This is a genomic window from Mesorhizobium sp. M0983 (assembly GCF_040318975.1).
GTDB lineage: Bacteria > Pseudomonadota > Alphaproteobacteria > Rhizobiales > Rhizobiaceae > Mesorhizobium.
Map to the genome: position 1 here is coordinate 92,060 of NZ_JAMYNH010000020.1, position 11,430 is coordinate 103,489.

Sequence of the window (11,430 nt, forward strand, 5' to 3'; positions counted from 1 at the left end):
CTATCAAGAGCACTCAGGGTGGATGCATATCAGATCTCATTCATAAGAAGGGCAGATGATCCAATATCGACATAGTATTTGCTTCTGGCCCGCGTTGAGTAGATTGGAATGTGAAAGACAGCTCGACGATTGAGCGGGCGCCCCTTCCTGGCGAGCGGAGTGATTTCGGGATTCCGTCGCCATGACGGGGAATGATCATTGGACCGAAAATGACTTGAATCGACAGCCTGTCCGAACCGATCGAGTCCATTGCGACGGCCGTCCGCATCGTTAGTCATCGACGTGATGCGAGGGTGCTCGCTAGTAGGTATGCTGCGTTGGGCGGCCGTCACGAAAAGTGACCGTTCCGCCCCACCCGCGGGGCGGGCTACCGCGTCGCTGTGCCCGCACTTGGGAGGTCGAGTGGGGCATCGTAAACGCTCAAGAAGCGATGTGGGCCCTTGGAGGATGTCCCGGCAAGGGTCTCGGCAGTCACGAGCTTGAGATAACGCAGCGACGAGGCGCGGACTAAAACTCCATTTCCTTGGCGGCCCAACCGACGGTCGCGCGGGCTCCAGCGAGTTCTTCACTATGTAGCCGAGAGGGGCACGTGATCGATCTGCCTTGCTATAGTTCACGAGAGGCCGCCGCCATTTCGCGTCTTGCAACTCGCTTGCCGGCCGCTTTCAGCCTCGCTGGCATCGACGTGGCAGCCGTCATGCCCGATTGGACACCTCCGCCTGTCCCGGCAGATTGCCGCCGGCTTATGGTACGCCTACACGGGCACAATTTCCGCATCGCGATCCACTCGACTCTCCTTCCGCCCGTAGCGGTGACACATTGGCCAGACATCACGACGCTGCCATTGGATCCCGGCTTGCGGGAAATCCTGTTCGACATCGTTCTACGCGAGGTGGCGATCCAGGTGGAACGATGGTGCGGTCAGCGGCCCATCTGGTCTTCGTCCGAGATCACCGAAGTGCTCCCCTACGCGATTGGGATTGTTCGCTTGGACGGTCCGGGCAAACTCCTCGGGCTAGTAGAATTCGATGCCGACGGACTCGAATGGATCACCATCTGCTGCTGCGATCGGATGCCGGTCGTGTGCGCACTCCTCGATGATCTGGCGTTGTCTCTCGATCTAAGAGTCGCCCGTGTGAGCCTTAGCTTGGCGGAACTACAGGCACTCGCGCCGCGCGACGTCATCCTGCTCGACGCCTCACCGGTCGCTCGTGACGGCGCGATGACCGTTCTACTGTGCCTGTCTGGCAATGCACGATTTCGCGCCTCGATCCTGGATGGCCGCCTTGCAGTACTCTCAGCGGTGGATCACATGATGGGTAAATCAGACTCTCTCCCTTCGGAAACCTTCGACAGCATCGACCTAGTGGTCGATGTGGAGGTCGGACGCCTGACCATGTCTCTCAAGCAGCTTCGTGAACTCGCTGTGGGCCAGGTATTGGATCTCGGCTTCGACGCCACGACCAATATCACTTTGCGAGTCAATGGCCAGGTGGTCGCTGCGGGCGAGTTGGTGCGCATCGCCGATCGGACAGGTGTGCGTGTCGCAGACATCCGCCTAAAACGCGCCGAGTCATGAACACCGGGTTGCCTGATCCCGTTACAATGATCGCCTTGATCGGCGCGATCGCGGTCGTCCCGTTCCTTGCGATTACGGTTACGTCGTACGTCAAGCTCGTGGTCGTGTTCGGCCTGATCCGAAATGCCCTCGGCGTCCAAAACATCCCGCCGAACATGGCGATGAATGCGGTCGCCATCCTGCTCTCGGTATATATCATGCAGCCAGCGGCCAAGAACGCATATGAAGCAGTGCGGCACAAGGAGATCGTGTTCGAAGATCTCCGTGGGCTCGGCGAAACGATACCGCTTGCTGTAGAGCCCTTTCGCAATTTTCTCCTGAAGAACACGTCGCAACAGGAACGACAATTCTTCGCCAATGCGACCCGTGAATTGTGGAACGAACGGGACGCCGATGCGGTAAGCGATAGCGATTTTATAATTGTGATCCCGGCATTCATAACATCCGAGTTGGCGGACGCGTTCAAGATAGGTTTCCTGCTGTTCCTGCCCTTCATCGTCATCGACCTCGTGATTTCGAACATCCTTCTGGCGATGGGTATGATGATGGTTTCGCCGATGACGATCTCCCTGCCCTTCAAACTGTTCTTGTTCGTCTCTGTGAACGGATGGCAGCGCCTGATTCACGGTCTCGTCTTGTCCTATGCGGGACCATCGTGATGAGTACCGCCACTCTGGCCAACATGGCCGTCGACGCGCTGAAACTGACTCTGGTTTTGTCGATGCCCACGATCGTCGTTGCTACGGCGGTTGGGCTGGTCGTCAGCTTGGTGCAGGCCCTAACCCAGGTTAATGAGCAGACACTTCCGTTCGCGGTGAAATTGATATGCGTGAGCCTGGTTTTGGTGACAACTGGGAGCTGGATCGGTGGGGAGCTCTACCAGTATACGCTAAACGTTTTCGACAATATCGGAGCCATGTAAGTGCAACGGTTCAAGAATAATCCCGACCGGTCTGCCCTCTCCCGCGGCAATTATGCGGGCGATCCTAGCGAGGCACTCTCGACCATCTTACCTGGTCCGTCTGATGTCGCCACTTGATCCATCTCTCTTGCACACTGCCCTTGTCGTCTTTGCGCTCGCGACGACTCGTACGACGGGCATGATGCTGATTATACCTATTCTAGGGCGCGGCATTATGACCGGACTGGCGCGAAACGGCACGATCACGGCATTAAGCTTCCCGGTGATGGCGCATGCTTGGGCAACTAGGCCTGCGAACCTCGACACCTGGGATCTGACGCTGGTCATGGGCCTAGAGCTGAAGGAACTCTTGCTCGGGCTGGTACTCGGCATGCCAATTGCCGCGACCATCTGGGGTGTTGAGGCGGCGGGCACCTTCATTGACAACCAAAGGGGCGCCGCGATGGCAAGCCTCTTGAATCCGGCGAGCGGCAATCAGGTCTCGCCGCTTGGAACGCTGTTCGCCCAGCTCTTCGTCACATGGCTGTTTGCCACTGGCGGCTTCTCCGCATTGATCGAAGCGCTCTACCGCTCCCATGAGGTCTGGCCTTTGTGGAGCTTGCAGCCGGCGTTCGGTCCGGCATTCCCAACGGGGGTTCTGCATCTCGCAGATGTCGTCATGCAACTGACTTTAGTTCTCGCCGGTCCAGCCATCGTTGTTATGTTCCTCAGCGAATTGGCTCTGGCACTGATCGGCCGCTTTGCACCGCAACTGCAGGTCTTCTTTATCGCCATGTCGGTCAAGAGTGCGGTGGCCCTCCTGGTCTTGGTCCTTTCGCTCATGATCGTTCTGACGGAGGCCGATCAACGCGTGCCAACACAAGGCGCAATATTCAACCTCATCAGCACGTGGTTGTCATGAGCGGCGGGAAGACCGAAAAGCCTACCCCCAAAAGGCTGCGCGACCTGCGCAGGAAGGGACAGGTGGCGCGGAGCAATGAAGTCGTTTCCGCAGCACTGACCATCGCATTCTTCGCTCTGTTCTTCGCCTCCTTGTCCGGCATGATAGACCGCCTTGAGGCAATGATCCTGCTGCCTATACCGCTTCTCGAAGGCGACCTCCTGAGCGTCACTCAAAAGCTCCTACAGTCCTATATTGTCGAACTACAACATATGCTCGCGCCCTTCATCGGCATCGTTCTGGTGATCGGCGCGGGCGCCAACGTCTTACAGAATGGCCCGATGTTCACGCCCAAGGCGGCCGCCCCGGCGCTGACTAAGCTGAGCCCCAGTGAGAACGTCAAAAGGATGGTTTCGTTGGGGAATTTCATTGAATTGGCCAAATCGATCGGAAAGATCTTCGTACTCGGCTCGGTTCTGCTGCTCGTGCTGCGCGACGGTATGCATGCGCTCGTCTGGACCCCGAGTTGCGGGATATCCTGCTTAAGAGTGGTGACAGGTAACCTGCTGCTCGGTATCGCCATCTATGCGGCATTGAGTTTTCTCACGGTGGCCATTGCGGACTTAGCGTTCCAGCGTCGCCAATTCACGAAGAAAAACCTGATGTCGAAGGATGAGGTGAAGCGAGAATACAAGGAGAGCAATGGTGCCCCCCTAGTCATGGCAAAACGCAAACAACTCCATATGGAGTTGCTCGCCAAAGGCATGACCGACCGGTCGCGCAGGGGACCGTCGTGATTACCAATCCGATGTATGTTGCGTGGCGATTTATTACGATCGGAAGCGTTCGCCCTTCCCCGTGATCAGTGCGATCGGTACCGATCTGGCGCAGCAGACGACAGAGGCTGTGATGCAAAACAGTCCGCTGGCGCACGCGCTGCTGATTGACGGTCCGCAAGACTGGAGACTATGTCCGTCCTATCGGTTGTATAATTCAATGTCTTAGCAGGCCTAAGATGCATATTTCTCTCGGCGCCGGATCAGTTTGCTGAGTCCATATGCATTTTTGTATGTGCTCATAACGGCTTCATATTTGTCATGCATGCCATGAAGTCATAATACGTATGGACTGATATCTCTTTGGCCCGTCGGAAAGGGCATGAACGCAGCACACTGGCACAGTTCGCTTCGATGTGCGCTGCCCAGACGTAGCTACGCCACGAGCGAGCACCGACCTAGAAGGAGGGAAAAATGCGGATCCACCCAGCCTTGCGCAACCCAGCCACGGAATGGCAAGTCGGCCTGCGAGGAAGCCCGTACCCCGCCAATCTGCATTGCACTGCCGTCGGGACCCAGAAGGATAGAGCTCGGCGGGACGCCGAGGCGATCCGCCGTAAGACCGCACGGAGCCGAAGTGATTTTTGATAGGACGGTATCCGAAACGGCGGTTTCGCGCGGTTGCTCTGATCGGATGGCGATCGAGGCGGTCCCGGTACACGTGGGCTCATGGAACGGTGAAGCTGTTCGCCTGACGACGCCTACACACGCGACTCTCTTGGAACAGGCAAAGGAAGAGCGCACTTTCGGTTTTTCCGAGTCGATGGAGTCGAAGGGGCTAGCTGAGCGGAAAATCTCCGAGGAGCGCAGAGCGCCGCCGCTCAACGCAGTCCACGAACTAGAGTCCTATTTCGAACGTCTCCCGTGTTTTGACCGTGCCGAGTTGCAAGCGCTGTTGCGCGATATCCGCAGCGACGATTCTGCCTTGCAGGACATACTCCGAAAGGTTCGCCGGCGGTTCGCTGATCCCTCTTATGCCTATGCGGCACTCGATCTGGCCGCGCGAGAGTTGCGACGCGAGGGCCTCGACCAGCTTGGCGCACGGACGGATGGTGCCATGGCCCAACTCATGGCCGAGCAGGGTGTGGCTGTTCGTGCCGGCCTCAATATTTCCGTGGCAGCGTCTGAACTAGCGGCGGGAGATCAAGGGCTCGCTGCAGAGCTGCGTGATTTCTATCGGGCCATGGTCTCGAGCGATCCAGGACCGCTCCAGGTTTATAAGGAGATTCTTAGAAAGTCTGGAGTCGAGGGCTTTGCATGGCACGTCGCCTTTCTTACGCGTGCGCTCGGCGAGGACATCGCCTCAGCTGGCCCGTCGGTCGAGCCTACTCGGCTAAGTGAGATCCTCAGTCGATTGTCGGCGCTGCGAGTGCTGGATACCGTGCACGAGTGCTGCGAACAGATGGTCGAACGGATGCGACGGCGAAATATCATCGATATCACCGCTGTCGGCGTGATGTGGCAGCTATTGCCGTTAGTGGAAGATTCCGTTCCCGGTCCGTCGAAGGTCATTCCCATTCCGGAACGGTTAGGAATCCCTCGCGCTCACCTTGATTTGCAGATTGCCGTACTGCGCGACTCTCGAAATCTTCTCGCGATGATTCCAGTCGGAGTCTACCGCGATTTGGAGGCAAGAGAATCGGCCTTGCGGGCAGTAGAGGAAGCGATGGACATCCGCATTGGACAGGAAGAGAGATGAGCGCCCACGCTTCTATTCAGGCTTTTTGCTCGGCGATGGGACTTCCACCGCAGGCGCCCCCATTAACGCTGCGATTTGAACGATCGGGCAATCTCCACATCGAGTGTCGCGATGGCTCTGTCGTAATGTACTTAACGCGCGCCATGCCGCTTCACCGCCAAGGGATCGCCGCGGCAGCTCTCAAAGCGGTACACCCGGATCGTGCGCTTCCGCACATGGTGAACGTCGCCTTTTATGGCGAGGCGCTGCTGGTCCTGCTCATCAGCATTACTGAGAATCGCGTCGATCTTCCAACTCTAGAAAGCGGAGCGCAGGTTCTCGTGCGACTCGTCGACGAAATTGATGCCGCGGCGCGGTGACATATGATTAGGATCGTTTCCGGTAGCTTGAATTCTGCTCCAACCGTTTCTGGATCGGCGGAACTGCGGCGAACAGGCCTGATAGTCGATGCTCGGTCGGCTTTGCAATTCGATCTGCTATACGACGCTCCCACCGTGGATGACCTGATGATGGCCGCCTTCGCGCCTCCGATCGCTAATCCCGGAATTCTTGAGCCGCCGACATACGCCGTGACCCTCAAAGCCGCACATGCATCGCTGGCCGATTTGGCTGCGCAAACTGGAGACCCAGATCGTGCCGTGCTCCGGGACGCGCTCACGGTACTCGATCGGGCGCAGTTCGACCGTTTCCTTTTCGACGACGCTTGCCGTGCTTTGATGCGAGGATAGACCCGATGACTGAGCCGTTTATCAGTCCCGACAAGCGCGATGCGCTATCGGTGCTAGCGTATCTCTACATTAGGTTTGGCTTTCTTCACGATGCATCCAAGCTTCTGCTCGCCCTCGATCATGTTGACTCGGGATGGGGCTGGGCACGACATGCACGCTGCCTGGCATTGCTGCGAGCGGGAGACTGCGAGGAGGCCGCAGCCGAGGCTGGCCGGCTTCTGGTTCACGCGCTGAATGATGAGGAGCGATTCCGGATATTGCAGGTGCGGGTCAAGGCCTATTGGAAACTCGGCCTCAAATCGGAGGCGAGAGCATGTCAGCGAATGGTCACAGCACTGCTGACACAGGCGGCTGTGCCGGATGCGTCGCTCGGAAGTATAGCGTGAATTTTCTCAACAAGGTCCTGGCAGTTGCTACTGGCCGAAACGACATTATTCTGGCGGGGCTACTAGTTGCGATCATCTTTATGATGATCATTCCACTGCCGGCGGTTCTGATGGATGCGCTGCAGGCTATCAATCTTGGGGTCTCCGCGCTGCTGCTGATGGTCGCAGTCTATATTAAGTCGCCCCTCGCGTTCGTCTCCTTCCCCTCGGTGCTTTTGCTGACAACGCTCTTTCGGTTGTCCCTCGGCATCGCTGCGACACGCATGATCTTACTGCACGCAGACGCTGGTCAGATCATCAAGGCTTTCGGCGATTTCGTGGTGGCCGGGAATCTCGTGGTGGGCGCAGTTACTTTCTTGATCATCACCATCGTGCAGTTCGTAGTCGTGACGAAGGGGTCCGAGCGTGTGGCTGAAGTCGCCGCACGCTTCTCGCTGGATGCGATGCCGGGCAAGCAGATGAGCATCGATGGCGACCTGCGTGCAGGCGCCATCAATATTCAGGAAGCCCGTCGGCGCCGCATCGCCATCGAGCGCGAAAGCCAGTTGTATGCCGCCATGGACGGTGCCATGAAGTTCATCAAAGGTGACGCAATCGCAGGCTTGATAAGCATCGTCGTGAACATCATTGGCGGCATAGCGGTTGGTGCTCTGCAAAAGGGCATGAGCCTGTACAAAGCGCTCGAGATTTACACCATCCTGACCATCGGCGACGGGCTCGTCGGTCAGATCCCGGCTCTCTTCACCTCAATCACGGCAGGCTTTATCGTCACGAGGATAAGCGACAAGGATACGGGCTCAGATCTAGGCAGGGAGATTGGGGACGAGATCACAGCCCAGCCACGTGCCCTGATCGCAGGATCCTTCATCCTACTTCTGTTCTCCTTGGTACCTGGCTTTCCTTCGGCAATTTTCGTGATATTGGCAGTATTGGCTGGAGGCGGTGGCTGGTTGTTGCAGCGCAGGCGGTCGCTTTCAGCGCCGTCGAGTTCCTACTCTGTCGCAGGCATCAGGGCGCCCGTGTCGGCGTCGGACGGGCCGGCTGTACGGAGCGACGAAAGCGGCAATGCCATCACGCTAACGGTTCCTCTGATGCTCGACATTAGTCGAGACGTTCAGACCATCTTCCGGCCAGACTGGCTGGACAAGGAGTTGGCCACTGTGCGGCAGGCGCTTCTTCTCGATCTTGGCGTTCCCTTTCCAGGCATTAATCTGCGTGTCAGCGACAGCAACAAGGATGGCGCTTACACGATCATGGTAAATGAAATTCCATGTGGTGAAGGATCATTACGGGCGCATCACCTCCTGGCTCGTGATATCCCCGAGAACCTTGAAATCGTGGGCATTCCGTATCTGCTCGATAAGCCATTCCTGCCTCAGATCGAGACCACTTGGGTGGAGATGGCACATCGCGAGTCGTTGCAAGCCGCCAGCATCCCATTTTTGGAACCGGTTCAGATCCTCAGCTACCACATTGGCCATGTCCTGCGTCGGCAAGCAGATGAGTTTGTCGGAATCCAGGAAACAAAAAATCTGCTGAATCAGGTGGAAGGATCTTTTCCGGAACTCGTAAAAGAGGTGCTGCGGACCATTTCTCTGCAGACGATTTCTGAGATCTTGAAGCGACTGGTTTCCGAGGAGGTTTCGCTGCGCAACATGCGCACTATCCTCACTGCGCTGGTCGAATGGGGACAGAAGGAAAAAGACACAGTTCTGCTCACGGAGCATGTGCGCTGTGCATTGAAAAGGCAAATCTGTTTTCGGCACTCTGTCGGCAGGACCCTGTTGCCGGCCTACATACTTTCGCCGGAAGTGGAAGACACGGTGCGCAATGCCATTCGGCAGACTTCCGCGGGCAGTTATCTCGCCCTCGACCCTCGCACCACACGGCAAATCGTCGATAAGGTGCGGGATGCGATAGGCAATGTCGGCCAGCAGCCGCACAAGCCTGTGCTGCTGACCTCTATCGATATCCGCCGATTCATGCGCAAGATTATTGAAGTCGATCTCTACGGGCTACCCGTGCTCTCCTATCAGGAACTTACGCCCGATATCTCCGTACAGCCGTTGGCAAGGATATCGCTGTCGTGAGAAATACCATGGAAGAAGTGACTCTGGCTGGCGATGATGCCAAGCTGACCCTGCGTGTGCTGGCCGGTCCCAACCGGGGTGCAGAGACCCCGCTCGAGGAAGGCGTCTGGCTAATCGGTGCCAGTGACACCAATGACCTCACCTTCGCTGATCCGGAACTGGCTGCCACACATCTCCGCATTACTGTCGAGGCCGGACGCATCCACGTACTTGCCCTGGCACCGGGTGTGCGCGTCGGGACCAAAGACCTTCCAGTGGGCGACTGGACGGTGCTCAATGCGCTGACACCGGTTCAGGTCGGGCGGACGATTTTTGGGATTGGTCCGGCCGGGAGCAGCTTTCCCCAGGCGGACGCCATGGGAGGCCTGGAGCCGGGCACTTCCGCGCAACTTTCGGCCCCTCCCGAACTGGCGTCGGCCTCGATGGGCCGACAGATGCATGTCATGGTAGGCGTGATACCGCGTCAATTACGGCTCGGGGCGGTAGTTTGCACTCTCCTGATTATGCCGGTTGTCGTGTTTTGGGCTGCCATAGGGCGAGTTCCCCCCTCCGCCTCGGAAGCCTCTCCGGCCAATGACCCGCTGATGATGGTGCGAGACATCATTCGCGACTTAAACATCGCTCACAACGTCAACATCACCTCCGTTGATGACAAACTGGTCATTGAAGGAGACCTACGACCTGGAGACTATGCCAAGCTGAGAGCCGCCCTGAGCACGGCCGGCCTTGAGGCGGAAGTGTTATCCAAACGGCCGACCACTTTGTCGGATTCGCAGCTCATCGATCTCGTAACGACGGTCATAAGCAGCTTCGGAATCGAGGGCAGCGTGCGGGTGATCGGCCCCGGAGAGATCACGATAACAGGATATGGACCTAGCGATGCGAAGGTCCAAGCGGCACTTCACCGCCTGCAGCAGGATATTCCAGGGCTAAGTGAAGTTGAAAACGCGATCGTGACACCCGACCGAGCTCGCGTTTTTCTAGAGACCGCGATAACGGACCAACTGCGTCGCTCCATTCACATCTTAACCAAGGCAGACGGCGTGCTCGTTTCAGGGACTCTGACTCCAATTGCTTTTGAAGCGTGGCAGAAGGTCGCTTCTCGCTTTCAGGAGAAGTTCGCACCCTACATTCCGCTTGAGACGCAGTTCACGCCGGTCATATTGCCGGCGCCGAGAGGTGTATACCTCGGCCGAACGCCGTTCATCGTTGTTGAGAATGGAACGCGCCTGAAGGTCGGAGACAGTCTCGAGAGCTTGGGCCAGATCGTTGACATAGATCGAGGCGGAATTTTTGTGCGCATCGGCGCCAATGAGGTGCATGTTTCTTACCCGAGCAAGCCGAGATGGATAGTCGAGGAAAAAGGATGAGCGACGTCATGGCCATGTTTGAATTGCAGAGGCAGTTGCTAAGGGATTTCGACGGTGCAAAAAGATCTGCCCTAGAGAGGGAATTCGATACCTGCCGGCAATCGTTGAAACGTGAAATGGATGTTGGCGTTTCGAGGCAGGAATTCGAGGTCTTGGCGGTCATGCTGGACGCGATAGATGCGGCCACAGAGATCATCAACTCGATTTGGAGTGAGTATCGTGATAAGGAACCACCCTTAGGTTGGAGATAATTATGTCGCGCATTTCTGGCCCTAACCTTAACGCCAGCAGCATCACTAGCAACATCGGCAGTGCCACTGTTTCAGCAGAAAGAAATTTTAGCAGCCTCATGACATCTATGGATCCGGATAACGCGTCAGATCTACTTAAAGTTCAATCCATCGGTCAGCAATGGGCCCTGAGTCTAGCTTTGGAGTCAAGCGTGATCAGGATGATCTACGACGCTCTGAAGGGAGTATTGCAGAAAATCAACTGAATATTCTGATGTATTATAGAAAATAAACTTCGTTCTAATCTGCGGGCCGGCGTGCCGTATTTGACAGTGCGGTATGGCAATCGCCGCCATGCCTTAACTTAGTGCGATGGGACTCCGCCCATCAGGCGACATAGACCTGCTGGCCAACTCGAACGGGGCTGACCCGAACAAACGCATGATTCACTGATTCCTTGAAGCGCGCAGCGATTTTCCCGGTCGCAGCACCATCAACATGGCGTTGAGGACGCAGGATGCCTATGCAGCCCAAAGGGACAGCGAACCATCCTCACAGGGGGAGAGTCGAAAACGTCGATGACGGCCTCGTCGATCATCAGCGCCAAGATCATATGGACACCTCGAACTACCGTCATTTCGGAGGGTTTAGGTCCGCGATGAGGTCGGGCACAACCTGATACCCCCGAGCGCTTGGTCTTTTGGTCGATG

13 protein-coding genes are annotated in these 11,430 nt (G+C 57.0%); all 13 read left to right on the forward strand.

The window, feature by feature from the left end; genetic code table 11:
- Window positions 1-856 precede the first annotated feature (856 nt).
- The 13 genes from sctQ to NKH71_RS27020 all read left to right on the forward strand — a co-directional run bounded on the left by sctQ (window position 857) and on the right by NKH71_RS27020 (window position 10,986).
- Window positions 857-1,579 carry a type III secretion system cytoplasmic ring protein SctQ gene (gene sctQ, locus NKH71_RS26960; protein WP_352895457.1) on the forward strand — a complete coding sequence of 241 codons (723 nt, stop codon included), beginning with the start codon at window positions 857-859 and terminating at the stop codon, window positions 1,577-1,579.
- Window positions 1,576-2,238, forward strand: coding sequence for a type III secretion system export apparatus subunit SctR (gene sctR / locus NKH71_RS26965; RefSeq protein ID WP_352895458.1), 663 nt, complete (start codon window positions 1,576-1,578; stop codon window positions 2,236-2,238). The genes sctQ and sctR overlap by 4 nt, the downstream gene beginning before the upstream one ends.
- Entirely contained in the window at window positions 2,238-2,501 is a 264-nt protein-coding gene (gene sctS / locus NKH71_RS26970) for a type III secretion system export apparatus subunit SctS (protein ID WP_352895459.1), read from the forward strand. Before sctR ends, sctS begins: the two co-directional genes overlap by 1 nt.
- A gap of 103 nt (window positions 2,502-2,604) precedes the next feature.
- Complete coding sequence (sctT, locus tag NKH71_RS26975; RefSeq protein ID WP_352895460.1) at window positions 2,605-3,402, forward strand: type III secretion system export apparatus subunit SctT; 798 nt, start codon at window positions 2,605-2,607, stop codon at window positions 3,400-3,402.
- Window positions 3,399-4,178: an EscU/YscU/HrcU family type III secretion system export apparatus switch protein gene (locus NKH71_RS26980; protein ID WP_352895461.1), complete on the forward strand. Its 780-nt coding sequence runs from the start codon at window positions 3,399-3,401 to the stop codon at window positions 4,176-4,178. Before sctT ends, NKH71_RS26980 begins: the two co-directional genes overlap by 4 nt.
- Window positions 4,179-4,935: 757 nt before the next feature.
- Complete coding sequence (gene sctW / locus NKH71_RS26985; protein ID WP_352895462.1) at window positions 4,936-5,916, forward strand: type III secretion system gatekeeper subunit SctW; 981 nt, start codon at window positions 4,936-4,938, stop codon at window positions 5,914-5,916.
- Window positions 5,913-6,275, forward strand: a complete 363-nt coding sequence (locus NKH71_RS26990) for a type III secretion system chaperone family protein (RefSeq protein WP_352895463.1) — start codon at window positions 5,913-5,915, stop codon at window positions 6,273-6,275. The genes sctW and NKH71_RS26990 overlap by 4 nt, the downstream gene beginning before the upstream one ends.
- Before the next feature lie 3 nt (window positions 6,276-6,278).
- Window positions 6,279-6,644, forward strand: coding sequence for a type III secretion apparatus assembly protein SctX (gene sctX / locus NKH71_RS26995; protein WP_352895464.1), 366 nt, complete (start codon window positions 6,279-6,281; stop codon window positions 6,642-6,644).
- 5 nt (window positions 6,645-6,649) lie between these two features.
- A complete protein-coding gene (locus NKH71_RS27000) occupies window positions 6,650-7,030 on the forward strand; it encodes a hypothetical protein (RefSeq protein WP_352895465.1) in 381 nt (126 codons plus the stop codon).
- Window positions 7,027-9,120, forward strand: coding sequence for a type III secretion system export apparatus subunit SctV (gene sctV / locus NKH71_RS27005; RefSeq protein ID WP_352895466.1), 2,094 nt, complete (start codon window positions 7,027-7,029; stop codon window positions 9,118-9,120). The genes NKH71_RS27000 and sctV overlap by 4 nt, the downstream gene beginning before the upstream one ends.
- Entirely contained in the window at window positions 9,117-10,490 is a 1,374-nt protein-coding gene (gene sctD / locus NKH71_RS27010; protein ID WP_352895467.1) for a type III secretion system inner membrane ring subunit SctD, read from the forward strand. Before sctV ends, sctD begins: the two co-directional genes overlap by 4 nt.
- Entirely contained in the window at window positions 10,487-10,741 is a 255-nt protein-coding gene (locus NKH71_RS27015; protein WP_352895468.1) for an EscE/YscE/SsaE family type III secretion system needle protein co-chaperone, read from the forward strand. The genes sctD and NKH71_RS27015 overlap by 4 nt, the downstream gene beginning before the upstream one ends.
- Before the next feature lie 2 nt (window positions 10,742-10,743).
- On the forward strand, window positions 10,744-10,986 hold the full coding sequence (locus NKH71_RS27020; RefSeq protein WP_352895469.1) for an EscF/YscF/HrpA family type III secretion system needle major subunit: 243 nt from the start codon (window positions 10,744-10,746) through the stop codon (window positions 10,984-10,986).
- Window positions 10,987-11,430 lie beyond the last annotated feature (444 nt).

What these genes read in the sequence shown, in the direction of transcription:
- NKH71_RS26990 (WP_352895463.1), top strand. Translation starts at nt 5,913, where the DNA reads ATGAGCGCCCACGCTTCTATTCAGGCTTTTTGCTCGGCGATGGGACTT.
- NKH71_RS26980 (WP_352895461.1), top strand. Translation starts at nt 3,399, where the DNA reads ATGAGCGGCGGGAAGACCGAAAAGCCTACCCCCAAAAGGCTGCGCGAC.
- sctX (WP_352895464.1), top strand. Translation starts at nt 6,279, where the DNA reads ATGATTAGGATCGTTTCCGGTAGCTTGAATTCTGCTCCAACCGTTTCT.
- sctR (WP_352895458.1), top strand. Translation starts at nt 1,576, where the DNA reads ATGAACACCGGGTTGCCTGATCCCGTTACAATGATCGCCTTGATCGGC.
- NKH71_RS27000 (WP_352895465.1), top strand. Translation starts at nt 6,650, where the DNA reads ATGACTGAGCCGTTTATCAGTCCCGACAAGCGCGATGCGCTATCGGTG.
- sctT (WP_352895460.1), top strand. Translation starts at nt 2,605, where the DNA reads ATGTCGCCACTTGATCCATCTCTCTTGCACACTGCCCTTGTCGTCTTT.
- NKH71_RS27015 (WP_352895468.1), top strand. Translation starts at nt 10,487, where the DNA reads ATGAGCGACGTCATGGCCATGTTTGAATTGCAGAGGCAGTTGCTAAGG.
- NKH71_RS27020 (WP_352895469.1), top strand. Translation starts at nt 10,744, where the DNA reads ATGTCGCGCATTTCTGGCCCTAACCTTAACGCCAGCAGCATCACTAGC.
- sctS (WP_352895459.1), top strand. Translation starts at nt 2,238, where the DNA reads ATGAGTACCGCCACTCTGGCCAACATGGCCGTCGACGCGCTGAAACTG.